The sequence below is a fragment of the Microbacterium sp. S1037 genome (assembly GCF_048381605.1).
GTDB classification, from domain to species: Bacteria; Actinomycetota; Actinomycetes; order Actinomycetales; family Microbacteriaceae; genus Microbacterium; species Microbacterium testaceum_B.
The window spans coordinates 1457804-1484237 of record NZ_JBLWIG010000001.1 but is presented as its reverse complement, the minus strand read 5'-3'; the positions used below and the strand labels follow the sequence as shown (position 1 = coordinate 1484237).

The 26434-nt window shown below is 68.8% G+C and carries 26 protein-coding genes; 12 read left to right on the top strand and 14 right to left on the bottom strand.

Translation table 11 applies throughout. From position 1 onward, the window contains the following. The first annotated feature begins 123 nt into the window (after nt 1-123). Entirely contained in the window at nt 124-1566 is a 1443-nt protein-coding gene (locus ACMW4R_RS06605; protein ID WP_418299473.1) for a glycosyltransferase, read from the top strand. A 163-nt stretch (nt 1567-1729) separates the two neighbouring features. On the opposite strand, the gene ACMW4R_RS06600 is transcribed toward ACMW4R_RS06605, so the two are convergent. Together ACMW4R_RS06600 and ACMW4R_RS06595 are read right to left on the bottom strand one after the other, a co-directional pair. Next, nucleotides 1730-1918, bottom strand: coding sequence for a hypothetical protein (locus ACMW4R_RS06600; RefSeq protein ID WP_058595148.1), 189 nt, complete (start codon nt 1916-1918; stop codon nt 1730-1732). Between the two features lie 89 nt (nt 1919-2007). Beyond that, a complete protein-coding gene (locus ACMW4R_RS06595) occupies nt 2008-4596 on the bottom strand; it encodes an MMPL family transporter (protein WP_418299472.1) in 2589 nt (862 codons plus the stop codon). A gap of 115 nt (nt 4597-4711) precedes the next feature. On the opposite strand from ACMW4R_RS06595, the gene ACMW4R_RS06590 reads away from it, so the two are divergent. The 4 genes from ACMW4R_RS06590 to ACMW4R_RS06575 all read left to right on the top strand — a co-directional run bounded on the left by ACMW4R_RS06590 (nt 4712) and on the right by ACMW4R_RS06575 (nt 8300). Then, nucleotides 4712-5284: a TetR/AcrR family transcriptional regulator gene (locus ACMW4R_RS06590; RefSeq protein WP_418299471.1), complete on the top strand. Its 573-nt coding sequence runs from the start codon at nt 4712-4714 to the stop codon at nt 5282-5284. Nucleotides 5285-5372: 88 nt separating this feature from the next. Continuing rightward, the gene (locus tag ACMW4R_RS06585; protein WP_418299470.1) at nt 5373-6008 is read left to right on the top strand and encodes a VOC family protein; all 636 of its coding nucleotides are present in this window, start codon (nt 5373-5375) and stop codon (nt 6006-6008) included. A 197-nt stretch (nt 6009-6205) separates the two neighbouring features. Next, nucleotides 6206-7228: a TerC family protein gene (locus ACMW4R_RS06580; RefSeq protein WP_058595144.1), complete on the top strand. Its 1023-nt coding sequence runs from the start codon at nt 6206-6208 to the stop codon at nt 7226-7228. 106 nt (nt 7229-7334) lie between these two features. Then, nucleotides 7335-8300 carry an LLM class F420-dependent oxidoreductase gene (locus tag ACMW4R_RS06575; RefSeq protein WP_058626217.1) on the top strand — a complete coding sequence of 322 codons (966 nt, stop codon included), beginning with the start codon at nt 7335-7337 and terminating at the stop codon, nt 8298-8300. Nucleotides 8301-8324: 24 nt separating this feature from the next. Here ACMW4R_RS06575 and ACMW4R_RS06570 read toward each other — a convergent pair whose 3' ends face one another. The 8 genes from ACMW4R_RS06570 to ACMW4R_RS06535 all read right to left on the bottom strand — a co-directional run bounded on the left by ACMW4R_RS06570 (nt 8325) and on the right by ACMW4R_RS06535 (nt 15832). Beyond that, nucleotides 8325-9212, bottom strand: coding sequence for a helix-turn-helix domain-containing protein (locus tag ACMW4R_RS06570; RefSeq protein ID WP_058613308.1), 888 nt, complete (start codon nt 9210-9212; stop codon nt 8325-8327). After that, the gene (locus tag ACMW4R_RS06565) at nt 9209-11341 is read right to left on the bottom strand and encodes a right-handed parallel beta-helix repeat-containing protein (RefSeq protein ID WP_418299469.1); all 2133 of its coding nucleotides are present in this window, start codon (nt 11339-11341) and stop codon (nt 9209-9211) included. The genes ACMW4R_RS06570 and ACMW4R_RS06565 overlap by 4 nt, the downstream gene beginning before the upstream one ends. Beyond that, nucleotides 11331-12611, bottom strand: coding sequence for a glycosyltransferase (locus tag ACMW4R_RS06560; RefSeq protein ID WP_058613309.1), 1281 nt, complete (start codon nt 12609-12611; stop codon nt 11331-11333). The genes ACMW4R_RS06565 and ACMW4R_RS06560 overlap by 11 nt, the downstream gene beginning before the upstream one ends. A 73-nt stretch (nt 12612-12684) precedes the next feature. Then, a complete protein-coding gene (locus tag ACMW4R_RS06555) occupies nt 12685-13686 on the bottom strand; it encodes a hypothetical protein (protein ID WP_418299468.1) in 1002 nt (333 codons plus the stop codon). A gap of 82 nt (nt 13687-13768) precedes the next feature. Next, nucleotides 13769-14260, bottom strand: a complete 492-nt coding sequence (locus ACMW4R_RS06550; RefSeq protein ID WP_058595138.1) for an FBP domain-containing protein — start codon at nt 14258-14260, stop codon at nt 13769-13771. A gap of 273 nt (nt 14261-14533) precedes the next feature. Continuing rightward, the gene (locus ACMW4R_RS06545; protein WP_418299467.1) at nt 14534-14911 is read right to left on the bottom strand and encodes a PPOX class F420-dependent oxidoreductase; all 378 of its coding nucleotides are present in this window, start codon (nt 14909-14911) and stop codon (nt 14534-14536) included. Next, entirely contained in the window at nt 14905-15435 is a 531-nt protein-coding gene (locus ACMW4R_RS06540) for a 2'-5' RNA ligase family protein (protein ID WP_241490356.1), read from the bottom strand. The genes ACMW4R_RS06545 and ACMW4R_RS06540 overlap by 7 nt, the downstream gene beginning before the upstream one ends. A gap of 19 nt (nt 15436-15454) precedes the next feature. Beyond that, nucleotides 15455-15832 (bottom strand): hypothetical protein, encoded by a 378-nt coding sequence (locus tag ACMW4R_RS06535; RefSeq protein ID WP_058626224.1) that lies wholly within the window; start codon nt 15830-15832, stop codon nt 15455-15457. A gap of 167 nt (nt 15833-15999) precedes the next feature. Between ACMW4R_RS06535 and ACMW4R_RS06530 the strand changes: the two genes are divergently transcribed. Beyond that, on the top strand, nt 16000-16293 hold the full coding sequence (locus ACMW4R_RS06530) for a hypothetical protein (protein WP_058626222.1): 294 nt from the start codon (nt 16000-16002) through the stop codon (nt 16291-16293). A 7-nt stretch (nt 16294-16300) separates the two neighbouring features. Here ACMW4R_RS06530 and ACMW4R_RS06525 read toward each other — a convergent pair whose 3' ends face one another. Then, on the bottom strand, nt 16301-16624 hold the full coding sequence (locus ACMW4R_RS06525) for a hypothetical protein (RefSeq protein ID WP_058626223.1): 324 nt from the start codon (nt 16622-16624) through the stop codon (nt 16301-16303). A 190-nt stretch (nt 16625-16814) separates the two neighbouring features. Between ACMW4R_RS06525 and ACMW4R_RS06520 the strand changes: the two genes are divergently transcribed. Next, nucleotides 16815-17270, top strand: a complete 456-nt coding sequence (locus ACMW4R_RS06520) for a MarR family winged helix-turn-helix transcriptional regulator (protein ID WP_081317196.1) — start codon at nt 16815-16817, stop codon at nt 17268-17270. A 4-nt stretch (nt 17271-17274) separates the two neighbouring features. Here the strand turns inward: ACMW4R_RS06520 and ACMW4R_RS06515 are convergent, their stop codons facing one another. Further along, complete coding sequence (locus tag ACMW4R_RS06515; RefSeq protein ID WP_058595178.1) at nt 17275-17595, bottom strand: hypothetical protein; 321 nt, start codon at nt 17593-17595, stop codon at nt 17275-17277. 87 nt (nt 17596-17682) lie between these two features. Here ACMW4R_RS06515 and ACMW4R_RS06510 point away from each other — a divergent pair, with 87 nt between their 5' ends. Together ACMW4R_RS06510 and ACMW4R_RS06505 are read left to right on the top strand one after the other, a co-directional pair. Beyond that, the gene (locus tag ACMW4R_RS06510; protein WP_418299466.1) at nt 17683-18708 is read left to right on the top strand and encodes a glycoside hydrolase family 6 protein; all 1026 of its coding nucleotides are present in this window, start codon (nt 17683-17685) and stop codon (nt 18706-18708) included. Between the two features lie 135 nt (nt 18709-18843). Beyond that, nucleotides 18844-19818 (top strand): response regulator transcription factor, encoded by a 975-nt coding sequence (locus ACMW4R_RS06505; RefSeq protein ID WP_193751214.1) that lies wholly within the window; start codon nt 18844-18846, stop codon nt 19816-19818. 103 nt (nt 19819-19921) lie between these two features. On the opposite strand, the gene ACMW4R_RS06500 is transcribed toward ACMW4R_RS06505, so the two are convergent. Next, complete coding sequence (locus ACMW4R_RS06500) at nt 19922-21397, bottom strand: glycosyltransferase family 2 protein (RefSeq protein ID WP_058596227.1); 1476 nt, start codon at nt 21395-21397, stop codon at nt 19922-19924. A gap of 149 nt (nt 21398-21546) precedes the next feature. On the opposite strand from ACMW4R_RS06500, the gene ACMW4R_RS06495 reads away from it, so the two are divergent. After that, nucleotides 21547-22620 (top strand): hypothetical protein, encoded by a 1074-nt coding sequence (locus ACMW4R_RS06495; protein WP_058596228.1) that lies wholly within the window; start codon nt 21547-21549, stop codon nt 22618-22620. Nucleotides 22621-22675: 55 nt separating this feature from the next. Here the strand turns inward: ACMW4R_RS06495 and ACMW4R_RS06490 are convergent, their stop codons facing one another. Beyond that, on the bottom strand, nt 22676-23476 hold the full coding sequence (locus ACMW4R_RS06490; RefSeq protein WP_058615171.1) for a hypothetical protein: 801 nt from the start codon (nt 23474-23476) through the stop codon (nt 22676-22678). Between the two features lie 174 nt (nt 23477-23650). Here ACMW4R_RS06490 and ACMW4R_RS06485 point away from each other — a divergent pair, with 174 nt between their 5' ends. Further along, complete coding sequence (locus tag ACMW4R_RS06485) at nt 23651-25318, top strand: ATP-binding protein (protein WP_081318599.1); 1668 nt, start codon at nt 23651-23653, stop codon at nt 25316-25318. Beyond that, nucleotides 25315-26433, top strand: coding sequence for a GGDEF domain-containing protein (locus ACMW4R_RS06480; protein ID WP_058596230.1), 1119 nt, complete (start codon nt 25315-25317; stop codon nt 26431-26433). Before ACMW4R_RS06485 ends, ACMW4R_RS06480 begins: the two co-directional genes overlap by 4 nt. The last annotated feature ends 1 nt before the right edge of the window (nt 26434 follow it).

Here is a 26434-nt window from a genome sequence, read left to right as displayed (position 1 = left end):
CGGCGCTGCTCCGGACGGCGGGTTGCGAATCGGCCGCGGACGAGCCTCGGCGGCGCGCGGAGCCGCGAGGTCAGCACGTAGAGTCGCGGGCATGGAGAGCCCCGACATCCAGGCCGACGACGCATGACCGCACTCCCCACCGGACGGCAGTTCGTGCTCACATGGGGGATCCCCCGCGACTTCGGAGGGCTGACGGCCGCCCTCCTGCAGCGGTCGCGCCTGTTCGACCGACGAGGCGATGTCCCCGTCCACGTCCTCACCTGCGATGATCGCGAGGATGCCGCCGAGGCCGCGGCAGAGCTGACCCGTCGCGGTGCGCTGTCCGAACGCGTTCGTGTTACGAATCTTTGGGACTGGTTGCGCGAGAACGATCTCCCCGGCCGCCGCGTTCGTGCGGCGGACGGTTTCGATCCCCTGCCGGAGTCGGCCGTCGAGGAGCCGACGGGCGGACTCACCCGGCGTCGCATCCGAGTCGACGCGAACGGAACCGTGCAGCAGATCGACCACCTGCGCGCCGACGGCACGCTGGCCGTGAGCGACCGGCGAGACGTCTCCCGCGCTTCGGGCCGGAGGCGACGCGTCGTGATCGCCTGCGACCCGGACGGCACGCCGCGGGCCGCGTGGAACGGGGTTCGCGAGGTCTACCGTTCATGGTTGGACCACCTGACCGCCGGCGAGCGCTCTTTCCTCCTCGTCGACAGCAAGGCGATGGCGCGCTTCGCCGCGGACTACCGGCGCCCGCACGTCGTCGTGCTGCACATCGTGCACGGCTCTCACCTGACGGACGACGGGACGGCCATCCGCGCGTCCCGCGCCGAGGTGTTCGGCCGGCTCGGTGCGTTCGACGCGGTGGTGTTCTGCACCGAGCGACAGGCGCGGGATGCGCGGCGGCATGCGGGACCCCTCCCCCTCCTGTCCGCGGTGGCGCATCCCGTCACGATCCCGCCGGACGTCGACGTCGCCTCTCCGCGCCGCGGAGCCGTGGTCGTGTCGCGCCTGGCACCCATCAAGCGGGTCGAAGACGCGGTCGACGCGGTGGGTGTGGCGCGGCGCGACCACCCGGGTCTCACGCTCGACGTCTACGGTGACGGTCCGAGCCGCGCGCCCCTGGAGGCGCGCGCCGCCGCCGACTCCGCCATCCGCTTCCGAGGCTTTCAGCCCGCGGCCGTCTCCGCCCTGGCCACTGCCTCGGTGCTGCTGATGACGAGCAGGTCGGAGGCGTTCTCGATGGTGGTGGCCGAGGCGATGGCATCCGGCTGTCTGCCCATCGCGTACGACGTGCCCTACGGCCCCCGCGAGCTGATCGACGACGGACGCACCGGCTGGCTCGTGCCGGCTGGGGACGTGGCCGCACTTGCCGACGCCGTGCGACATGCGGCGGACCTCGACGACGCGACGCTGACCCGGATGCGTCGAGAAGCGATCGCCCGCGCGCGCCTCTACGACGAGAGGGCGATCCTCGACAGGTGGGCGCGTACCCTGCGACGGGCGGCTCGTCGGCATGCGCTCCGCCGCCGCACGTGGCGATTCCGTGAGGTGCTGCGGCGCCGCCTTCGAGTTCGCTGAATCCGGTCCCAAACGCTCCGGATCGGCGTAGCGTTCTTCTCACCCAGCCCCGGCATCGCCGGCGCGGATGACGCCCCTTCACCGGCGCGTGCGACGACCCTCGTCCGTCGAGCCTCTCCCCCACCTGGCTCCGGACGAGGGCCGCCGCTCTTCACGCGGGTCGTCAGCGGTCTTCGCCGTAAGCGCGAATGCTCCGCAGGTCGTCCTGCAGGTCCTCACTCGGGAGATCGTCGTCCTCCACGGCGGCATCCGCGGAACGCTGCTCCTGTGCGCCGGCCTTCTTCTCCTCGGGCGCCGCGTCCGTAGCGCCGTCCATGACGGGGGCGTCCTGCGTCTCTTCGCGATCGGTCATCGTCGTCCTCCTCGGAATCGGTGGTCACCGGCATCCTGACGCCCGTCGTCCCCGGTCGTCGGGGGCTTGCGCCGATGACGACGGACTGCTCAGCCGTGATGGGCGGGGTGACGACGCTCAAGCGCGGACCCCTCCACGTCGACGTTGGGGATCACACGGTCGAGCCACCGCGGCAACCACCACGCGGCTCCACCGAGCACGTGCATGATCGCCGGGACGAGCAGCATGCGCACCAGGAAGGCGTCGAGCAGGACCCCGAGCGCGAGGCCGAGACCGAACGATTTGATGATGACCGCCTCGGAGGTGATGAACCCCGAGAACACGGCGATCATGATGATCGCCGCCGCGGTCACGACCGTGCGGCCCGCGCGGAAACCCTGCGCCACCGCGAGGCGCGGCTTGGCTCCGTGTGCCCATGCCTCGCGCATGCCGGTCGTGAGGAACAGCTGGTAGTCCATCGCGAGACCGAACAGGATGCCGACGAGGATCACGGGCAGGAAGCTCAGGATCGGGCCGGGATTGTGCAGCCCGAAGAGGTCGCCCAGCCATCCCCACTGGAACACCGCGGTGACGGCGCCGAAGGTCGCGAACAGCGAGAGCACGAAGCCGCCGGTGGCGATGAGAGGCACGAGCAACGAGCGGAACACCATGACCATGATGAGGAACGACAGGCCCACGACGACGATCAAGTAGACCGGCAGGACGTCGGCCAGGCCTTCGGAGATGTCGATGTTGATGGCGGCGGCGCCCGCGACGCCGAGCTCGATGTCGCCGTTCACCGGCGGCAGCGCGCGCAGGTCGCGGACGAGCTGCTCGGTCGAGACCGCGTTCGGCCCCTCCGTCGGGATGACCTGGAACGCCGCGAGCGTGCGATCGTCCGAGACGGCGACCGGCGCGACCGCGGCGACGTCCTGCGCGAACAGCTCCCGGGCGACCTGGAGCTGCAGGCTTTGCACGTCGGCTTCGGCGGTGCCGTCCGGGAGGGCGGCCGTGACGAGAAGGGGCGCGTTCGATCCCGCGCCGAAGGCCTGCTCGGTCCAGGTGAACGCCTTGTAGCCGGAGGAGTCCTCCGCCTCGGACCCGCCGTCGGGGAGGCCGAGACGCATCGACAGCGCGGGAAGGGCGATGACGAGGAGCGCGGCGGTCGCGACCACCATGGTCACCACGGCGCGCACGGTCGACATCGGCCGCACCTCGCGCCCGACTGTCGCCACGGGCGCGGTATCGACGCGGGCGGCGCGTCGGGGGTGTTCCTCGGCATCGAGGGACGCCATTCGACGGGGCTGATCGTTCTCCCCCGCGAGGGCTGCTTTCGCGCGCGCCCTCCTGCTGAGGATGCGCGTTCCCGCCAACCCGAGCAGAGCCGGGGTCAGCGAGACGGCGATGAGGACGGCCACGAGCACGCTGACGGCACCGGCGGTACCCATCAGTCCGAGGAAGGGGATGCCGGTGATGTTGAGAGCCAGGAGGGCGACGATGACCGTCGATCCGGCGAACACGACGGCATTGCCCGCCGTACCGTTGGCCAGTCCGATCGACTCGATGACGTCAGCACCCTGGAGGAGCTGACGACGGTGGCGGTAGAGGATGAAGAGCGCGTAGTCGATGCCGACGGCGAGCCCCAGCATCACGCCGAGGAAGGGCGTGACGGATGCCATCTGCACGACACCCGAGAACGACAGGGTGGCCATGGCTCCGATCGCGACCCCCACGATCGCCGTCACGATCGGGAACGAGGCGGCGAGGAGGGAACCGAGGACGACGAGCAGGACGACACCGGCGACCGCGATGCCGATGACCTCGCCGACACCGAAGATCTCGGGGATGCCCTGCGAGATCTCGGTGTTGAAGGCGACGTCGACCCCGGAGACACTCGTCGAGAAGTGCTCGACGACCGCTTCCTTCGATGCTTCCGGGAGCTCGAGCCGGGGCTTGTCGAACGACACATTGACGATCGCGGTCGAACCGTCGTCGGAAACGAGGCGGATGGCATCCGCGAAAGACAGAAGTTCGGCACCATCGGCGAGCTGCGTCTCCTGCGCCGCGATCTGCGTGAGCCCGTCGGTCACCTGCGTCTGCTGCTGTTCGAGGGCAGCGCGCTGCTGGTCCAGCTGTGCCTGCTGCTCGTTCAGAGCGTCGAGCTGGGCCTGCTTCTGCACGGCAGGCAGGGGCGCAGCCTCGACCTCTGCGCGCCCGGCGTCGAGCTGCTCCTGTCCGGCGTCGAGCTGCGCCTTCCCCGCGTCGAGCTGCTGCTGTCCCGATTCCGCCTGCGCGCGAGCGTCGGCGAGCTGCTGGCGACCGTCGACGACCTGCTGCCGCTGATCGTCGAGCTGCTGCTGCGTCGAGAAGGGATCGGTCACCCGCGCGACGTCGGGAAGGTCACCCGCCGACGACACGAGCGCGCTGATCTCGCCCTTCTGCGCGTCGGTGAGAGCCGCCCCGTCGTCGGTGCGGAACACGACCGTGCCGGAGGCGCCGCTGAAGTCCGGCAGCTCGTCCTGGAGGTGGGCGACGACGTCTCCGGATGCCGTCCCGGGAATGTCGAAGCTCGAGCTGAGGCCCCTGAAACCGATGAGGAAGCCGCCGACCACCAGACCGAGGATGACGGCCCACGCGGCGATCATCGTCCATGCGCGGCGGGCCGCGAAGGTCCCGAGACGATGCAGGAGTTCAGCCATGAAGGGGTTCCTCTCGTGCGGTGCACGAGAGAGCACCGTCGGCTCCGACCAGTCGACGCCAAGATAACACGGACCGTCTCGTCTTTTCTGTCGAGTCTCGTCCAGAATGTGTGTCATGGCTCTTCCGCGCAGTGGCCCCGTCCGAAGCGAGGCCGCCCGTCTGGCGATCCTCGAGGCGGCGGCGGAACTCTTCGCCGAGGGCGGATACGAACACCTCGCGATCGAAGGGATCGCTCGGCGGGCGGGGGTCGGCAAACAGACGATCTACCGCTGGTGGTCGAGCAAGGGCGACGTCATCGCCGAGGCGATCCTCGAGGGCCACCTGCTGGACGGTCGGCGCCATCTCCCCGCCACGGGCGACGCCCGCGGCGATCTCGCGGCGTGGCTGGCCGACCTGTTCGCCCTCCGCGCGAGTCCCGACGGCGAGGGGCTCCTCCGATCGTTCGTCGCCGCGGCCGCGGAGAACGCCGAGATCGGGCGACGCCTGCGCGAGGCCATCCTCGCCGCGCCCCTCATGGAGCGCCTGTCGCAGGCGATGGGCGGAACGAGCGGAGCACGCCTCGAGGCGGCCGCAGAGGCCCTGCTCGGCGCGGTGATCCTCCGAGCGCTCAGCCGCGAAGACTTCGACGCCGACGACATGCGCGCCCTCGTCGACGTCGTCACGGGCGGGTCTCACCCACCGCTCTGACGCGAGGACGGTGACGCCGCATGACGCCGCGGATGCGCGAGCGGTGGGAGAGCGGCAGAGTCGAAGAAGCGACCGATCGGAGCACCTCATGTCGACCGACCTCGACCATCTCGTCTTCGCGGGCCCCTCACTCGCTGACGCCATCAACGAGATCGAACGCCTCACCGGAGTTCGCGGCGCCCCCGGCGGCCGCCACACGACGACCGGCACCGCGAACGCGCTCATCGCGCTCACCGTCGACGGCCAGCCCGGTCGCCGCTACCTCGAGATCATCGGACCCGACCCCGACGGTGTCCGCACGGCATCCGAGATTCCCACGTTCGGGATCAGCAGCCTCAGCGCCCCGCGCCTCGCAGGCTTCGCCCTTCGTCCAGACGACCTGGATGCCACCGTCGAACGCCTGCGCAGCCTCGGCGCCGATCCGGGCGACGTGGAGCCGCTCGGGCGCGTGCGCCCGGACGGCGTTCAGCTGTCGTGGCGCTTGACCCGACGCGCCGGCAACGCGTGGGACGGACTCCCTTTCCTCATCGACTGGCAGGACAGCCCTCATCCGGGCCTGGGGGACCTTCCCCGGCTGGAGCTCACCGGCCTCCGCGTCACTGCACCCGCGGGTGACGCGCGCTTCGACGCGTTGACCGCCCTCGGTCTCGACCCGACGGCCGGCTCCGCCGCGCTGCATGTCGACCTGCGCGGCACCCGCGCGGCGACCCTCTCCACCGACTAGCACAGCGCACGGATCGGGGTCCAGCCCCCGCGCGGTCATGTGCGTCCGCTAGAATCGTGCTCAGCAAGGGGAGTACTCCCACCGCGACGTTCTCGTCAATACGGCCACACCATCGTGGACCCGGGACGTCGGCCCATCTCGCCGGGTGGAGGAGACCTTGGTGTCTTGTCGTACACCTATTTCCCTTGGAGGCCTCCATGGGCGTCACCCCGCTCATCTGGATCATCACGATCGCCGTGACGATCGCGTTCTTCGTGTTCGAGTTCTTCGTTCACGTCCGTAAGCCGCACGAGCCGACGATCGGCGAATCCGCCCGGTGGTCCGCGTTCTACATCGGCCTCGCCCTGCTCTTCGGCGTCGGCATCGGCGTGTTCTCGGGCTGGACGTACGGCGGCGAGTACTTTGCCGGGTATCTGACCGAGAAGGCGCTGTCGATCGACAACCTCTTCGTGTTCCTGATCATCATGACCGGGTTCGCGGTGCCCAAGAAGTACCAGCAGAAGGTGCTGATGATCGGCATCGTCATCGCGCTCATCATGCGCGGAGGATTCATCGCCGTCGGCGCGGCTCTCATCGAGAACTTCTCGTGGATCTTCTACCTCTTCGGCGCCCTCCTGCTCTTCCTCGCTTACAAGCAGGCGTTCTCCCACGGCGACAGCGACCCCGCCAACGGCAAGTTCATGCAGTTCGTGCGGCGCATCCTCCCCGTCAGCGAGGAGTACAACGGCGACAAGATGACGGTGCGCAAGGACGGCAAGCGGTTCGTCACGCCCATGCTGCTGGTGATCATCGCCATCGGCTTCATCGACCTCGTCTTCGCCGTCGACTCGATTCCGGCGATCTACGGTCTGACGAAGGAGGCGTACATCGTCTTCACCGCCAACGCCTTCGCCTTGATGGGCCTGCGTCAGCTCTACTTCCTGATCGGCGGTCTGCTGGAGCGTCTGGTCTACCTGGCACAGGGCCTGGCCGTCATCCTCGCGTTCATCGGCGTCAAGCTCGTCTTCCACGCCCTCCACGTCAACGAGGTGCCCTTCATCAACGGCGGTGAGCCGCTGCTGTGGGTGCCGGAGATTCCGATCTGGTTCTCGCTGCTGTTCATCGCCGCGACGGTGGCGGTGGCAACCTGGCTGAGCCTGCGCAAGACGCGCAACGACGCCCAGAAGGCGGATCGAACGACATTCGACGACGAGAAGGTGATCCACGCGCCGGAGGATTGACGCTACGGCAACGGGCCCGCGGCTTACGCCGCGGGCCCGTTGCCGTATCCGACGCCGACGCGCAACCCCGGCGAGCGCGATACGCGTGCGGCCTACCGTGGCCCGCATGACGCGATTCGGGTACACCCTCATGACCGAGCAGAGCGGCCCCCGGGCCCTCGTCGATTACGCCGTCGGCGCCGAGCGCGCGGGCTACGACTTCCTGGTCTCCAGCGACCACTACTCCCCCTGGCTCACCAGCCAGGGTCACGCGCCCTACGCCTGGACGGTGCTCGGGGCGGTCGCGCATGCCACCTCGGACGTCGAACTGATGACATACGTGACGTGCCCAACGGTGCGATACCACCCCGCGGTCGTGGCACAGAAGGCGGCGACGCTGCAGCTGCTCTCGGAGGGGCGGTTCACTCTCGGGTTGGGCTCCGGCGAGAACCTCAACGAGCACGTCGTGGGCGAAGGCTGGCCCGCGGTGCACGCCCGCCAGGACATGCTCGTCGAAGCGATCGAGATCATCCGCGCCCTCCACACCGGCGACCTCGTGACCTACGACGGCGAGTACTTCCGCGTCGATTCGGCCCGCGTGTGGGACGCCCCCGAGGGCGGAGTCCCGATCGGGGTCGCGGTCTCGGGCGAGCACTCGATCGAGCGCTTCGCGCCGCTGGGCGATCACCTCATCACGACCGAGCCCGACGGGGACATCGTCAAGGGGTGGGACCAGCACCACGAGGGCGAGTCCCGCAAGATCGGGCAGATCCCGATCAGCTGGGATCCTGACCGGGATGCCGCTGTCGCCCGCGCTCACGACCAGTTCCGCTGGTTCGCCGGAGGGTGGGCTGTCAACGCCGACCTCCCGACACCCGCCGGCTTCGCGGGGGCCTCGCAGTTCGTGCGTCCCGAGGATGTCGCCGACTCGATCGCGTGCGGTCCCGACCTCGACGAGCTCGCGGAGAGCGTGCGCCCGTTCATCGATGCGGGGTTCACCGATATCGCGATCGTGCAGGTCGGAGACGAACAGCAGCAGCGGTTCGTCGACGAGATCGCCGCCCCTCTTCTCGAGAAGCTGCGCGCGCTCTAGGCCCGGCGGCGCCGGGCACATCCGTCAGCGCGGGGTGTGCCCGGTCTCCCGCACCCACTGGTCCAGTCGCCACGACGGGATGCGGAAGACCCGCGCGACGTCGGCGAGCGCGTACCCACCCTCGACGACGGAGGCCACAGCGAACTCCTGGAGCGAGCGGAAATCCCGTCCGGCCAATGCGCCGGTCCGCAGATCCGAGAAGGTCCGCGGGGCCGCGTTCGTCGCGGAGCCGGGAGCCACGAAGACGTAGGCGGAGTTCTCCCGCATGCCGTGGGCGAGCGCGTAGTCGTGGGCACGGGTGGCAGCGGACGTGGCCGCTCGGTGCGCAAGCACGGCCGGCGCGGGAACGGGCTCCGGGGGAAGCGGCTCGGATGCCGGCTCGACGACCGGAGGGACAACGACGTCGGCCTGCACGGATGCCTGGGTCATCCACGGCGCCGGCGGAAGCGGACCGCCCCAGACTTTCTCGGTCGGCGCGAACGGCGGAGCGGTCGGAGCGGCCGTCGGCGCGGGAGAGCGGTGCTCCACGTCCGGCACGGTGGCGTCGTCGGCCGTGCCACCCGAGGCGCTCACCCAGGGGGCCGGAGGAAGCTCCCCTCCCCAGACGACCTCGCTCGGCACGACGTAGGGGCTGAGCGGCTCGGCATCCGCTCCGTCATCCCGCACCTCTGTCGCGTGTGCGAAGAGGTCGGCGAGGGCGATCTCGAAGGTCTCGGCGAGCGCCAGGAGAGTCGCCAACGACGGGGCCGTCCGACCGGACTCCACTCCGCGAAGACGCGACTCCGACAGGCCCGACTCGAACGCCAGGTCGCTCAGCGAGATCCCTCGACCGCGCCGAAGCATCCTGACTCGATCGGCGAGCGCGCGGAGCACGTCGTCGAGCCGGTCATCCGCTTCGAGGTGATCGCTCATCGTTGCTCCTTCACCGGGGGTGCGTGCATCAGAAGGGCATCGTCCACCCATTGCTGCAGACGCCACTGCTGGATCCGGAACAGCCGCGAGATGGTGGGCACCGAGTACCCTCCCTCGATCACGGCAGCGATGGCGAACTCGCGGAGCGAGGCGAAGGTCCGTCCCTCGAGGGCCCCCGTGCGGAGGTCCGCAAACGACCGCGGTCGCGCCGTCGCGGGAGCGCGTGGCGCCCGCGGACGCGGGGGAACGCCGTGCGGGGCATCGCGCATCGGGCCGCCGCTCTCGCCGCCCGATTCCGCGGAGGCCGCGGCGGGGGCCATCGCGGCCACGGGTACAGGCACACCGGCGGGCGCGGTGACGGTCTCCGCCGCCGGGAGCGCGCGATACGCGGCGACCTGCTCCTCGCCGTGCCGGAGCAGCGCTTCGCGGAGCAACTCGCGCAGCCGCTGGTGCTCCCGACGCCGCCTCCACAGCACCGGCAGCCCGATCGCGGGGATGAGGAGGACGAGCGCCCACATCCACATCATCGGGTGCTCGTTCATCCAGCCGACCCACGCCCATTGGAACGTCCAGCCGCTCTCGTCGTTGTCGGCCTGCATCGTGCGCGAGTCGGACCACATCGCGACGGCGTCCTGACCGACGCCGTGGAACGTGTTACCCGTGATGTCCGCACGGGCTCCGTCTGCCAGCTCGATCGCGGAGCCGGTGGTCACGCTCAGATCGTTACCGCTCATCACGACCGAGGCGCCCGTAAGTTCGGTGGCGATCCGTCGTCCGACGATGCGCGAGTCCGAGACCTTGGCATCCGTGATCCGACCGTTGATGTCGAGACCACGCAGCTCGCTCGACGAGAGGTCGGCGTTCGTCACCGACAGCCCGGTGGAGGGTCCTTCGACGAGGACGGCGGTCCGGGTCTCGTCGACGGTGGACTGGTGGATCTCGGTGTCATCCGTCGAGATCACGCGCACGCCGCCGTCGCGGTTGTCCTGGACGCGCGAGTCGGTCAGCGTGAATCCGGTCGAGGGCGTCAGCCCGTAGCCACCCGTCGTCGGCCCGTCCGCGAGGGCGGACCCATCGACTCGAACACCCCAGCCGGCTGCACCTTCGACGGTCACGTCGCTCAGGGTGAGCGCGCGCGACTGGCGCGAGAGCGAGATGCCGTCCGAACCGGAATCGCGGACCGTGGTGCGGTCCACCCGGAAGTCGTGACCGCCGTTGGTGAATTCCAAGCCCGTCAGCGTCGAGTCGGTGATCGTGGAGTCGAACACGCCGACCCCGGTGCTCTCCGATGCGAACAGACCGTAATGGAGTCCGGTCATCGTCGAGTTCTCGAGCCGGGCACCGGCGTCCACCGTCCCGCTGCCCGTGATGGCGAGCCCCCCGGTGCGCCCGCTCCAATACCCGAGGTCCGAGAAGTCGGTGTACGACGAGGCCAGGATGCCGTCTCGAACGCGCACGTACGCTCGGCCGTCCGACTCGTCGGTGTCGGGGGCGGCGTTCGAGTCGTCCCACGACGTGATGCGCAACGGCGATCCTTCGAGACCGCCGAACAGCAGATGCCCGCCCCAGCCCACGATGCTCGTACTGCCCGCCGGGGAGCTCGTCATCCGCAGCGTCGAGCCCGGGGCGACGAGGTCGAGCTCGGCTCCGGAACGGACGACGACGTTGCGTAGCAGGGTGAAGGTCGTCGCGTCGTCCTGGCGTGCCGCGCCGAGGGCGACGAGGTCGGCGAGCGAGTATCCCGTCGGCTGACCGTTCTTCGCGCCCAGCACGACGGTGTTCCAGGTGTCGATCAGAGCCGGATCGGTACTCCCGAGCGCGGCGACGCCGGACAGACGCGTGTCCTCGGCTGCCACGCGATCAGCCGGTGTCTGGGGCGCCGCAGCGTCGGAGGCACCTTCCGCGGCGCTCTCGGTGGGGTCGGGCACCGGTCCCACCACGGCGGTGCTCGACCGCGCATCATTGCTCAGCCAGGGCAGGAACGTTCCCGTATGGATGAAGTTGCCCGCGAGAATGACCCCCGCCACGAGGACGACCACGGCGACCACCATGACGACCCGCGCGACGCCGCGGAACGCGAAGTGGCTGTCCCCGCGTTCGTGGGCGGTGATCCCTCCCTCATCGGTCACGGGTCACCTCCGTCGTCTGCGGCACGAGCCCGAGGCTCTCGGCGGACTGCCCCTCGCCACCGAGGCTCGCCTCCGTCTGCCCCTCGCCACCCTGGGTGTCGGCCGATCGTGTCAGCCACCCCTGCTTGTTCATGGTGAACAGGGCGTAGACCTTGATCGGGAGCGAGATGAAGATGATGACGAGCGTGACGAGCGGCAGCAGGACGATGTCCTCGGGACGCCGCCACAGGTGCGACATCCCGCGGATGCCGCGACCGACGAACAGCCAGACGACCGCGAGGCCGAGCCCCAGCAGGGGATGCTCCGCGCGCGCGGCCAGCGCGACGTACGCCAGAGCGACGAACATCGTGAACGGCGTCAGCAGGATCTGCATCATCGTGATCTGCGAGATCAGCGGCACCTTGAAGACCCAGCCGTGGCGGATGGCCGTGAGATAGCAGCGGAAGGAGTTGCGACTCCACCGGACGCGTTGCTTGACGAACGCGCGGAACGTGCCGGGGAACATCGAAAGGGCACGCGCACTGTCCTGGTGAGCGACGCGGAAGCCCTGCGAGAGCACCAGCCAGGTCATGCGACCGTCGTCGCCCGCGACGCACTCCTTGCCGAAGAAGATCTCGTGCTCGAGGTCCTCCACCCGAGGCTGGATCACCGAGGTGCGATAGGCGGCGGTCCGACCGGACGCGCAGATGATGCCGCCGAAGCGGCCCATCGCGGGGGCGTAGTCGGTGTAGCGCAGGTCGATGATCCAGTCCGCCACGCGCCGCCATACGCTGGACTTCGGCAGGTAGACGTTCTGGCGCGTGCTCACCGCTCCGACCGCGGGGTCGATGAACGGCATCTGGACGGCATCCAGCATCCCGTCCTCCCACGCGGTGTCGGAGTCGACGAAGAGGGTGAGTTCGGTGTCGACCATGCGGATGCCGACCCCCAGCGCCGAACGCTTCCCCCGGTGATGGAACATCACGACATCGACCGTCGGCAGAGCGAGTGCCTCGATTCGGGTCTGCGCCTCCACGTCGGCCACGTCGAGGACGATGATGATACGGGAGGGACCCTGCCGGACCCACGTCTGCAGGCACCGCAGAAGCACATCGGGATCCTCGTGGAACGAGGGGACCACAACGGTGGTCGTCGTCCGGTAGAGGTTCTTCACGGGACGCGCGGTCGCGGCGAGGATCTTCCGGACGAGCCAGAAACCCCACGAGACGATGCCGAGGTAGCCGAATGGCAGCACCCACATCAGCTGCTCGCCGAAGGACGCGTTGGCCATCACTCTCCCCCTCGCGCGTCGGGTAACGCGACTGGATGTCCGGGGGAAGACACTGAAGGGTACCGCGAGAAGCTCACCGGCAGGGAATGTTGGCCAGGGACGCGCCCGCCGTGACGCTGTTGTCGCAGGAGACGATGTTGCCCGCCGACCGGGCGTCGCCGACGACATGCACGCCGAATCCGCCCGCTCCCGGCTGCAGGCTGCTCGCCGTCACCGTGTTCTCCGCGCCCCACGGCGGAAGGATGACGTGCACGGAGACCGCGTCCACCGGCCCCGTGACGGTGGTGTCGTCGATCGTCCAGCCGTTGCCCTTCAGGTCGACCGCGCTGTCGACCACGGCATCCGGACCCACCGTCAGGACGGAGGCGCGGACGACTCCCCCGGTCGTGCCCTCCTTGACGTCGAGCGCCTCCGCGGTGGTGCCGCGCACCTCGATCCGCTCGAACACGTTGCGGTCACTGCGGTCAGGCTCGCACGAGGTGTAGCGGCACCAGTTCGACTGCGCCGAGCCGACGTACACGCCCTCTCCGTACTTCGGGTCGGTGAGCCCGGTGCGCTCGACCACGATGTCGTGCACGAGGTTGTCGCTGCTCGCGGACCGCAGGTGCAGCCCCTCCTGTCCGACGTCGGAGATGTTCAGTCCAGACAGTTCGGTGTGGGAGGCGGCATCCAGGACAACTCCCTTCTGCCCGCCGCGCACGCTCAGATCCCGCACGCGCCAGAACGACGCGCCGTCGAGGTGGAGCGCGTACCCGTCCTCCGTGCCGCCCGCGTCGATGACCGAGCCGGATGAGCCGCACAGGACGATCGGACTCTCCGTCGTCCCCGCCTTCGACACGACGAACCGCCCGGAGTATGTCGTGGGCGACAGCTGGAGCACATCGCCCGGGACGGCGGCATCCAGCGCGCTCTGCAGCGCGTCTGCTCCCGGAGGGACCTCGACGGCCCCGGCCTGGCAGGGGGCGGTCGCCGGAGGGAGGGATGCCGTCGATGCGGGCGCGCACGCCGTCACCGCTGCGCCCGCCACGGCGATCGCGACGAGGAGCGCGATCGGGCGGGGGACGGCGCGAGACATCGCGTCGAGTATCGCAGTCCGCGGGTCGATGCGCCCGCGCCCCCGCCGCCGAGCTTGTGCGGCGGCAGGGGCATCGGTGTCCTCAGGCTCCGTCGCGCAGGTCGCGGAAGAAGCTGTCGACGTGCGCGCGCAGACCCTCGATGCGGCGGTCCCGTGCGGCCGCGGCATCGTGCCCGAGGTACGCCGGAGGATCGAGACGCCGGACGTTCCGCGAGCACTCGAAGTTCGCGCAGAGCAGGGTGCCCACGGTGTTTCCCGCGCGGCCCGCCTTGCCCGCGCGCCGAGCGGCGAAGAAGACGACGTCGTTGGGCAGCGTCACGTCGGCGCACCAGGAGCACTGCGGACGTGACCGCGTGGGCTGCTCGGCCTGGCGCAGCTGCAGACCGACCGGCTTTCCGTCGATCTCGGCGACGACGAACCCGAGGAGGGGCGTCTTGGGGTCGCGCCAACCGAAATAGTCCAAGCGGTCCCAGTCGTTCCCGTCGAGATCGGTGGGGATGACCAGGGCGCTGCGTTCGCGCGTCGAGACATTGACGAACGAAGAGCGTACGGAGGCAGGGGTGAGAGCGTGCATGAAGGAATCCCGTCGATGGGCTGCGCGACCATCGGCCGTGCAGCAGAATGCCGCGCGCAGCAGTGCTGCGCGCGAGCGGAGCCCGGCCGCCCGAGGGGGGCGGTGGGCGGAAGGGCGCGACCCGAGATGTCGGGCCCGCGCCGGCGCCGGTCAGCCGGCGAGAGAAACGGCGCGGTCGGCGCCTCTGCCGCCGGCGTTTCGCACGCCGACGACCCCCTCACGCCCGGTGGGCATCGACGAGGAGACGGGGGACATGTCTCCAGGGTACGCCGCTCAGGCGCGGAACGGCTGAGAGCCGAGGACGCGCTCGACGGTCATCTCGAGCACGACGCGCTCGGGATTGACGCGCGGCTGGCGGTAACGCGCCGCGTACAGCTCGACGGCGTGTGCGACCGCCTCGGGGTCGTCGGTGACGCGTGTCGGACCCTCGAAGCTGATCCATCGAGCCCCGTCGACGGAGCACACCGCCGCGCGGCCGCTGCGCTCGGCGTTGACGAACTTCTGCGTCCCACGGGATCCGATGATCCGCACCACGCCGTCCTCGTAGGTGAACCCGACGGGCACGGCGTGGATCCTCCCCCGTCGCCCCACGGTCGACAGCGTCGCGAGGTGGTACTCGCGGAGGAAGGAGAGCGCATCGTCGGTCAGCACGGTTCCAGGGTGCCACGTCCGGCTATGTGAGTGATGGTGCGGTCAGCGGCATCCCAGCGCCGCAGGCACGTCGCCCGCACGGACAGCTCTCCGCCCCCGGCTGCGGCCACGACGGTCAACGCCTCGGAGAGACGCTCGAGAGGAACGCGGCGCGCGAGAGTGACGTGGGGCGTCCATGCGCCCGGAGCGGTGTGATCGTCCTCGCCGATCGATCCCGCCTCGGCGTGGACGGCGGCATGCAGGCGCAGCAGGGCCGCCGACGGAACGACCGAACGGGCGAGCACTCGGCTCCGTCCCAGGCCGAAAAGCACGGGAGCCCCGAGCGTCAGGCCCAGGGGCAGCCCGTCCTCGAACGTCGAACCGTCGATCTCGTTCAGGGAGGAGCGCACCAGCATCGTCACGTGCGGGCGATTGCTCGCGCCCGTGTGCTGCGCCTGACTGGGCAAGCCGGCCGCGAGCAGGGCGTCCCACTCGCGTCGCACCGCGGCATCCGATGATTCGTCGAAGGTGAGCTCGATGCTCACGACGGACTTCATACGTATGTCAGCGCGTAGACCACCACGCCGCGGCCACGAGCGCGGGCTGGAAGAACAGACGCGTGAAGCGCTTGCGGTCCGTGTCGAGCCCGAAGGCCGAGCGCCGCTTTCGCCACTGATCGACGTTCCCGGGGAAGATCGCGATGAAGAAGGCCGCAAGAGCCGCGCCGATCCGCCGACGTTCCCGCGGAAGAGCGATCAGGGCGAGACCGAAGCCCGCTTCGACGACTCCGGATGCCACGACCACCAGGTCGCGATCGAGGGGAAGCCGTTCCACGAGAGCGTCGGGCACCTGGGCCTGGAAGTCGCGACGCGCGAACGTCAGGTGCGAGACGCCGGCGAAGATCATGGCCGCTGCGAGCGTCCACCGTACGAACGATTTCATGACCTCACCGTAGGCTCCGCCGCTCACGTCGAAGGCGGGCTTGACGGGCGGGCGCGCGGCGGGGTGAACCGTCACCGGCGCCTACGCGAGGAGGTCGGTTCGCGCAACCCCCGGCCTCCGCCCGCAGGACGGCGTTTGACTGTGACCACCAGCGGGAGGAGGAGCGCATGACCATCACGGAGATGCCGCCGGCGGCGACCGATGACGCGGATGCCGACACCCTCCTCACGCGCGCCTCAGCGGGAGACCGTGACGCCTTCGGCGCGTTCTACGACCTCACGGCTCCCCGCATCCATGCCGTGCTTCTGGTCCTGACGCGGAATGCGACACGGTCCGCGCTGCTTCTCGAAGAGGTGTACGTCGAGGCGTGGGAGCACGTCGTGGCGCGGGGCGTCCCGCGGTGCCCGGCGTGGGAGTGGGTGTCGCTGATCGCGCGCCGTCGCGCCCTCGCCGCGGTCTGAGCCGGACTTAGGCGGGCAGTGGGGTGGACCGTTCCGTCGCGCCGATGTCGACGGTCAGTCCGCCGGACGAGTTCGCCGAGTTGGCGTACATCTGCAGCAGGGACGGATCGAGCATCTCGGGCTCGCTCTCGCCGAAGACGAAACGCAGCGGGATCGAGGGCTGGAGCCAGATCGTGCTCCGTCCCACGGTCTCGCCTTCGGGATGCCGCCACGAGAGGGTGAAGCTCTCCCCCCGTCGGAGCTTCGTCGCGATCACGACTTTGACGTGCGCCAACACGCGGTCCGGCATCTGGATGGGGTCCGCGGAGGACCCGTAGAACAAGGAGCCCATCGCGGGCCTCCTTCCGGAGTTCGTCGTAACAAAAATTTTACTAGATTCCCTAACTATCTCCTAGCGCGAAGAGTGACTTTTCCACGTCCCGAAATGAACTATCCGCTATCCCGCGAGATCCATAGGCATGCGTGATTCTCGTTTGCCTAACTAGACTGTGCGATCGGGCGGTCTGGGCGACAGGAGAACGATGACAATCGTGGAGAACGACGACCCTTCGACGGTTGCCGCCCGCGCCGTCGAGCGTCTGCGCCTGGCCGAGGCACGCCTCGCCCGTCGACGCCAGACCGATTGCGGCCCGAGCGAGAACGCCCGGGCAGCGATGAGGTTGATCCTCGAGCGCGCCGATGACGGACAGACGGTGACGCCGACGGAGATCGCTCAGGCGCTCGGGGTGTCGACCGCATCGGTGACAGGGATGCTCGACCGGCTCCACGCCGGCGGTCTGATCGGGTTCATCGCGAACCCGGACGACCGGCGCAGCAAGTTCGTCGTGCCCTTCGATCGATCCGTCGACGCCGACGCCATCGATCCCGTCACCGCGCGAATCCGAGAGTTCGCTCTCACTCTCCCGGCGGACGCGGCCGACCACATCGCGACATTCCTCGACCAGGTGCGCGAGGTCGTCGACGCCGAATGCAGCTGAAGTGTTAGGCCGAGCGAGCCTCGGGCGAATCCGGCTCCGGTTCGGCTATCACCGTCAATCCGTTCGCCGAGCTCGCTTCATGCATGAGCTCGTCGATCCAGCGGCGGTTCAGCTGCGGCGCTCGACTGCCGTAGAAGTGGAAGACGAGCGGAATCGACGGGTGAATCCAGAGCGTCCGCGTCCCGCTTCCGTCCCCGACCGGGAAATGGAACATGAAAGGCTCCCCGCGGCGCAGCTTGTTCATGAACACCATGCGCAAGTGGGAAAGCGTTCGGTCCTCGATGTCGAAGGAATGACCCAACGCGTTGTAAACCAGTTTTCCCACGAATAAAGAGTACATGTCGACCGTTGATTAATTACCCGAGATGGAACGCCGCCCTTGACGAACCCATGCTCGGATAGAGTCCACTGCGTGGGGAGAGCGCATCGTCCGAGCCGGCAGCGCCGTCGCATTCCTCGGGTCGTTTTCCTGGTGGGTGCCGTGGTGGTCGTCGTCGCGCTCATCGCCGCGATAGCCGTGGTCGGGAACCTCGTGTCCTCGCTCTTCCAGACTCTCGCCGCCCGTCCACCCGCCGTCGACACGCGCATCGTCGCCCCGGATGAGTCGAAGGCCGCGAAAGCCGCCGGCGATGCCTCGGCCACGCCCGAGGAATCCGCCGCCGCCACGTGGCTCGCCGCTCAGCCCACGACGTACTGGCTGACCCCCGAGATCGACCCCGTCGACGAGGTCTGGGACCGCGTCGCACATCTCGCCTCCGAGGCGCGGGATCAGGATGCCGCGCTCTCTGTCGCCGTCTACGGACTGCCGGACCGCGACTGCGGCAATCACTCGGCCGGCGGACTCGACCCCGACTCCTACCGCGACTGGACCGCGCGGATCGGCGATGCGCTTCGCAACGCACCCGATGTGCAGAAGATCGTGATCCTCGAGCCCGACAGCATCGCTCTGTCGTCATCGTGCGGTTCCCCCGGAGACCGCGCGAGCTACCTCAGGACCGCCGTGGAGAACGTCCGCGGAACGAACACCTGGATCTACCTCGACGGCGGGCACTCCGCGTGGCATCCGGTCGACGAGATGGCCTCGCTGATCTCGGCCACGGGACTCATCGGCGAAGTACGCGGGGTGGCGCTGAACGTGTCGAACTATCAGGACACCGCGGCGGAGTTCGCTTACGCGCATGCCCTCTCCGAGCGCCTCGGGGGAACCCACGCGGTCATCGACACCTCCCGCAACGGCGCCGGCCCGGCCGGTTCCGAGTGGTGCAACCCGGCGGGGCGGCTCGTCGGGCCGGCGGGCGGCTCCTTCGGCGACGGAGTCGTCGACACGACCCTGTGGATCAAGCCCCCCGGCGAGAGCGATGGCGAATGCAACGGAGGACCTCCAGCGGGCACCTGGTGGCCCGCCGCCGCTGTCGAACTCACGCGTGAGAGCCGCTGACACCACCCATCGAACGGCCCCCGGGCCACCCAGGGGCCCGCGAAAGTGTGTAAAGATGTGGCTCGGTCCGTGTGGCCGCCGCGTCTCGGGGGAGAACGTGGGCACGTTTTCGTGCGAACCAGAAGAGTGGGTGCGATGAGCGACAGCACGGAGATGCTGAAGACGGCCGTGATCGTGGAAGACGATCCGGATATCCGTCATCTCCTCGTCGAGGTCTTGGAAGCGGCCGGTTTCTCGACGGTCTCCGTCGGCAACGGCATCGACGGGGTTCGCGCCGTCATCGCCTATCAGCCCCTCATCACCACTCTCGACGTCAACATGCCGGGCATCGACGGCTTCGAAGCCGCGCGACGGATCCGGGCGCAGAGCGACACGTACATCATCATGCTGACCGGGCTCGAGGAGGAGGCCGACGTCGTCCTCGGACTCGGCGCCGGTGCCGACGAGTACGTCGTGAAACCGTTCCGACCGCGCGAGCTGCGCGCGCGCATCGAGGCGCTTCTGCGCCGGCCCCGCGCCGGCGGGACCGCTGGTGCCGCCCCGCGACAGGACAGCGTGGGCCCGTCCTTCCCGGCAGCACGCCCGGCCGAACAGCAGGCACCCGCGGCCGTCCCGCCGACGGCTCCCCCACCCGCCGCGACGAGCGTCCCCGTCGTCGTTCCCTCATCCCAGGGCCCGGAGCCCCGGGAACACGCCGGCGCGGAACTCGCGACGCGCCCGTCGTCCGACGTCGCCGCCCGATCGAACAACGCCGTCACCCCTGGCGGCGGCCCCTGGATCGTGCACCGCGACCTCCAGCTCGACCCCGACAGCCGGATCGTGCTCGTCGGCGGCGACGAACTGGAGCTGACGCGCACCGAGTTCGACCTCCTGGCGACGCTCATGGAGTCGAAGCGACGCGTGCGGAGCAAGGCCGACCTCACGCTGGTTCTCCGAGGCGAGTCCTACGTGACCAGCTACTTCGTCGGTGAGGCCGACAAGCGGGCGATCGAGGCACACATGACCAACCTCCGCCGCAAGCTCGGCGACAACCCCGCGAACCCGCGCTACATCGAAACGGTCCGCGGGGTGGGGTATCGCCTCACGTCCGAGTTGATGGCCGCTCCCTGATCCTTCGCCCCTCCGGCGGATACAACGGATGCCTCGACCCTCCCCAGGGCCGAGGCATCCGTGTTTTCTGACGCGTTCGGGTCGCGATCAGATCGGGTGTCCGTCACACCTTGAAGCCGTGGTGACGACGGACGAGCTTGGAGAACATCAGGAGGGTCTGCAGAACGGTGACGACACCGACGATCGGCCACCCGATCCACAGGATCGACGACTGCACCATGGGGCCGACCATGACCCAGATCACGGCGAGCGCGACGGCGACGGCGAGGAGCACGACCATCGGGGCCCAGTGGCCGAGTCCGCCACCGCGTTCGGCCTTGGCCTGCATCGCCCAGTTGTCGACCTTCTTGCGGGACAGGAAGCGCGTCCACGAGCGGACGAAGTGGCTGATGCGAATCCACATGAAGATCTCGGCCGGGAAGAAGAGCACGGCGAACAGGATGTCCCGACGGTTGACGGCCTTCATCGTGCGCGCGATGCGCAGGTTCAGCAGCATGGCGATCACGGGCGGGATGAGCCACAGCGGCGAGAAGACGAACGCACCGATCGAGAGCGATCCCGCGAGCAGGGTGAGGAACGCCACGCGGACGAAGAGGTTCGTCAGCATGCCGAAGTTCTCGAACCACCGCAGGCGCAGGTTGGGGTGGAAGGGCTGCCCCTTGGTGTCACCGCGCTGGCCGGGCCACATCAGCTCGATCGCGCCGTAAGTCCACTTCACCTGCTGGGCGTCGTACCCGGAGAGCGTCGTCATGCCGCCCACGTCGGCGCGGGCGTACGGGCTGATCTTGGTCAGGTAGCCGGCGCTCTTGATCTGCAGCGAGAGGAGCGAGTCCTCGACCTCCGAGTCCTTGACCCACGGGGTGACCTGGTGGTTCTGCTTCATCGCGTCGCGGAGCGCGTTGGTCGAGAAGATCGAGAACTGCCCGCCGAGCACGGCCATGTTGCGTCCACGGAGCATGTTCTGCAGGTTGAAGGCCGCGAACTGCGTGCGCTGCCCGGCGGTGAGGAACTTTGCGACCACTCCCTTGATGGGGCGGTCGTCGATCGTGTAGATCGCCGAGATACCACCGATGCGGGAGTCGGAGACGGCCTCGGTCTCGAGGTACTCGACGGCTTTGCTGTCGGCGATGGTGTCGCCGTCGACGCCCAGGAGGTAGTCGTAGCCCTCGACGAGCGAGTACCCGTAGTTGAGGGCACCGACCTTCTTGTCGGGGTTCTTGCCGATGTCGTGGACGAAGACTTCGGTGAACTGCTCGCCGAGATCGGTGACGACCTCGTGAGGGCCGCTGTACTCGGACGCGATCTTGACGGTGTTGTCGGACGTGTTGTTCACCACGACGTGGATGACATCGGGCACGCGGGTCTGGCCGAGAAGCGCCTCGATCACGGCGGCGATCGACTCCTCCTCGTTGTACGCGGGGATGACACAGCCGATCGTCGAGCGGTGGACCGAGGTGTTCTCCAGCACCGCCGCGAAGTCGTCGGCGAAGCCATGCTCCGAGGCCGCCCCGCCGTTCACGTCATCGGACGTGTAGGCGAGTGCCTTGGTGTGAGGGGCGAAGCTGCGCGCATCGGTCATGGCGGTGTCTTTCCTTTTCGGAGGGGTGGCGTGTCGGCCATGTCCCACTCTGGTAGGTTCACCGCAAGACGCCCGCCGCGATCCGGCACCGTCCCCGCAAGATTCCCTCAAGATCCGCTCAGGGGAGCAGGAGCAGAAAGCGCCCGCCGATGGCCGTCCTCGATCTCATCGCCGCCGTCGCCGCCGCCGCTCTCTCCGTGACGCTGCTCTTTCTCGCTCACGGCCGTCACGGTGACGATCGCGGAGGGCCGCGTGCCGAGCTGGTCCGCTACTTCGGGATCGCGGCGCTCGCCGCGCTGGCGTGCGCTTTCTTGAACATCCTCGAAGAGATGGGCGGCGGCACATTCGCCGCCGCCATCGGCAACGCCACGAACGTCTTCGCCCCCGCGTTGGCGTGGGCGGGGCTTCGGCGCCTCAACGCGCGACGGGCGATCGGTGCGATCACCGCGGGCGCCGGCGCCATTCTCATGCTCGGCATGACGTACGTCATGCCCCTCGACGACGCCATCCTCTGGAAGACCTTCGGCATCGCCGCCTTCAGTACTCTGGCCGCGATGGAGGCGCGCCGCGCACCGGTCAGCGCGATCCGCGGGACATCCCTTCTCGCCGGATCCCTCGCGGTCTTCGCCGCGTACAACGCGAGCCGCCTGGTCGTCGCCGGTGCGACGGGGATCAACTCACCGCTCTGGGAGAAGGTCAGTTCCGCAGAGCTCACCTCGGTCGTGAGTGCGCTCACCATCTGCGCCGTCACCATCGCCACCCTCCAGATGGGCCGGCAACTCGACGACGACCCTGCCCCCGGGACGCGAGCGCACGACCGCGGGGCACTTCGACGCGAGGCCCACGATCTGTTGGAAGAACATTCGGCCATCGACGTGGTCGTCGTGCGCATTCCCGAAATCGACCTCATACGGGCCGCCCACAGCAACGAGCGCGCCGAGCAGATGCTCACCGCCCTCGTGGATGCCGCTCGCGAGACGCTGTCCGCGGTCGGCGCGGGGGTGCCCGCGCGCGACACCGTCTTCTTCCTGCTCCCGGCGGGCGCGGAGGTCGCTCGGGTCGAGCAGTCCGTCCGCGACGCGTTCGCCACGGCGATGCCGCTGATCGGGTACGACGACACCCCGGATCTCTTCTTCGAGCATCACCGGGTCGGTGATGTCGACGGGGTCTCGATGCTCATGGAGAGCCGCCGCCTCCGACCGCGCCAGCCTCTCCCCCATTGACATCGGTGGGAGCCTGGCAGGGAGGGCGCCGTGCCGAACGAGCGTCGAGGCCGGGTCAGCCCTGATCGGTCGTCTGACCCCATCCGGGCGCGCGTCCGTTGGTGTCGGTGGTGGTGCTCTGCGGCGTCGTCTGGGTGCTGTCGACGGGATAGATCGCGATGGGGAGGTATTGGTAGACGGTCTGCTGGCTGAACGACGAGTCGGTGTTGGCCGTTCCCTCGACCGCGACGCTCAGCGCGAACTCGAGAGTGATCCCGTACGTGTCGTTCGGTAGTTGGCGGATCGAGGTGGTGGGCACCAGCAGCCCGCCCTGGAAGCTGTTGAGGAGCAGTCCGCGGTCGGATCGAAGCGTGTCCGACGGCACGAGGGTGCGCGGATCGGCGCTGAACTGGAACGGGTTCGACACCTGTCCCCCGGTCTGGGCGGTCTGCGACGTGATCGAGACCGAGGAGAGGTAGACCCGGCGCTTCTGCGTCAGCACGGCCTTCTCATCGACGCGGTGATCGTAGACGTTGACCGCGAAGCCGAGCTGCTTCTCGTTGGTGGGTGTCCACTCCATCGTGCGCTTGGGGTCCACGGCCCAGACGTCCAGCCGGAGCTCCAGACCATCTTCAACCTCGGACGACAGGGTCACCGAGCCGTCGTAGGTGAAGCGCGAGTCGAACGGCATGCTGGTCGACGCCGCTTGCGGGGCGGTCGTCGGCACGACCACCGACTGATTCGTCGACGAGTGGCCCTGGAAGGCGTTGAACGCGTCGATGACCTGAGTGCACCCGCTGAGGGTGATCGGTCCGACGACGAGCGCGGAAGTGATCGCGAGCACGCGCAGAGCGCGTCGGCGAGAGGTCGAGGTCACGGGTGTCTCCTGAGGGAGGGCGCTGGCGCGCAAAGGTCGATGAACGACCATCACACTGCGGGATGCAGGCCTCAGGGGGAGTCTGACCGGACGACGTGCCCCGGTGGGCACAAACGGCGAGCAGAGACAGGATGGCGCGCAGAAGACTACACCACCGTCGATACACTCGAAGACATGTCAGCGGGAAGGAGCGTCGGATCGGCAGCACCGATCCGGGCGCTGGAGCTCGACGAGGGGTCCACTCCCAGCAGTAGGACGCGTTCCGTCTGGCTCCTGCAGCTCGTTCTCGGAGCCAGCGTGGTGATCACCGTGCTGCTCACTCAGGCGCTGGAGCCGTCCCTCTTCGCCGTCTGGACGTTCTCGACGGGCGTCGGCGTCGTCATCGCCCTGACCGCGGTCGCCATCATCGTCCCCTGGCACCGCCTCCCGCGAAGCGCGGTGGCCATCATCCCGTTCGGCGACATCATCGGCATCGGGCTGCTGAGCTTCGGCACGGATCTGCGTTTCGGGTTCTTCTGGGTGTTCCCCATCACGTGGATCGCGACCCATTTCGCCGTGACCCTGTTGATCTCGACTCTCGCGACCGTCGGCGTCATCATCGTGGTCGACGCCGCCGCGAACGGGTCCGGACCGGCCACCGCTCTCCGGCTCATCGTCGTCCTCCTGTCACTGACGTTCATCGGAATCACGGCCTATCTCTCGTCGAGGCAGACCCGCGCGTTCAAACAGCTCTTGCGACGCCAAGCCAGTCGGTTGCAGGGCACCCTGCAACGCGTGACGGGTCAGGAGAGGCGCGTCTCGCAGGTGCTCAACGGGCTCGACACGGGCATCGCGCGCATGTCGGCGGACGGCGAGGTCCTCGCCCTCAACGACACCTACCTGTCGCTGTATGGCATCGATCGCGACGAGCCGCAGCGGCCCGGCAGCGCCGTGGAGTACGCGACCCTGCGCGGCGAGCCGCTGAGCGAGTCGGAGCGCCCGTTCGCCCGTGCCGCGCGAGGCGAGCAGTTCGACGACGAGCGGGTGTGGCTGTTCGACGCAGACGGGGCGTGGCACGCCCTGTCCGCTTCCACCCGACGCCTCGTCTCGTCCGACGAGCCGGAGAGCACGCTACTGATCGTCCACGACATCACCGCTCTCATCGAGGCCGAGCGCGCACGCGAACGACTGGCTGCGACGGTCTCGCACGAGTTGCGCAACCCGCTGACCGCGATCATCGGTCACGCCGATCTGGCTCTCGACGACCCTGATCTCTCGCCGAAAGTGCGGGAGCAGCTCGAGGTCATCGCTGGCGCCGGGGAACGCATGCAGAAGCTGATCTCCGAGATCCTGGCGAACTCGCGAGGTGTCTTCCGGGAAAAGGACACGCCGAAGACCGCGGATGCCATGCGAATCATCGCGTCGTCGCTGGAATCCTTCCGCCCGGCCGCCGCGTCGCGCCGAGTCAGCATCATCGACGATCTTCCCGACACCGCCGAAGTGGTCGGCGATGCGTTCCGGCTCCGGCAGGCTTTCGACAACATCCTGAGCAACGCGATCAAGTACACCCCGGGCGGCGGCACGGTGCGTCTCTCCGCGGAGGTCGGCGACGAGAGCGTCGTCCTGCGATTCGCCGACACGGGGATCGGCATCCCGGCCGAAGACCTGCCGCGAATCTTCGACCCCTATTTCCGCTCACGCGCGGCCCGAGACAGTTCGACGCCGGGGACGGGCCTGGGGATGGGGATCGTCCGAGGGATCGTCGAAGAGAACGGGGGCACCGTGTCACTGGAAAGCGAACTCGGATCCGGCACCACGGTGACGGTCGTCCTCCCGATCCCGCTGAAGGATCGCGAGGAGTGACGGCCGTCGAGACCCTCGCGAATCTCAGCCTCGCGCAGGCGACGGTCACCACCCTCGCGTCGATCATGATCGTCAGCCTGGGTTTCCTCCCCCGCCCTTCCCGCGCGGCCTTGCTCTGGTCGCTGGCCTTCCTGCTCGCGATGAGCAGCACCTGGACATCGGTCGTCGGCGTCGCGGTCGGCGACGAGTCACTCCGCCGTGTGGGGCTGGGGTTGATGCTCGGCGCGCCGGCGCTCATCTGGTCGGGCTTCCGGGCGCGGCGGGGCGGGCGGGCCCTGCCGTGGGTGGGTGCGCTGCAGGGAGTGTGCTCGGCCGTGCTTTTCCTTTTCGCACAGGATGCCGCCGCATACGGCCTCGTGTTCCGTCTGGCGTTCCTCGCCGCCGCCGTGTTCGCGGGGCTGACGATCCTCGAGCTGAGGCGCTCCCCCGACGGACGGGAGCGTCTCATGCTCCCTCTCCTCGTCGTCTCGGCTGGGTTCGTCGTCCTCGCCCTGGCGAGCGTGGTCTCGGCGATCGTGGCTCCGGCAGCGATCGGTGACCTCCAGCTTCCGCGCCTGCTGAACGGGCTCGCGATGCTCATCTACCTCGTGTGCGCGACTGTCAGCCTGCTCTACTTCACGTCGGTCTCCCCCGGGTACTCGCTCACGGCGACCGCGTGGCCGCAGTTCGCCGTCACGGCATCCGATCGTCTGCGACGTGCGGGCCGTGCCGCAGAGCCCGGCTGGGTGGCGCTCTCGATCCAGGTGGACGATCCGACTCACCTGCGCAGCGCGGCGGGCGACAACAACTGGGCGCACATCATCTCGGCGTTCGAGTCGCTCATCACCGAGGTGTTTCCCGCCGAAGCAGACATCGGACGCAAGGCGAGCGGTCATCTCGTGGTCGTCGTGGCGCGCCCCGACACCGTGGTCCGTGAGTACGTGCGAACGGTGCTCCGCCGATTCACCGAGATGGATGCCACGTCGTGGATCGCCGTCCAGCTCTCGGCCAGCGTCGGGTGGGTACCCGCGGAAGCCGCAGGTTACGACTTCGATGCGCTCGTCGAGCAGGCGGACACGGCGGCGTCGACGGCTCAGCGTCTCGGCGGAGACCGGTGGGAACGCGTCCGGCTCTGAA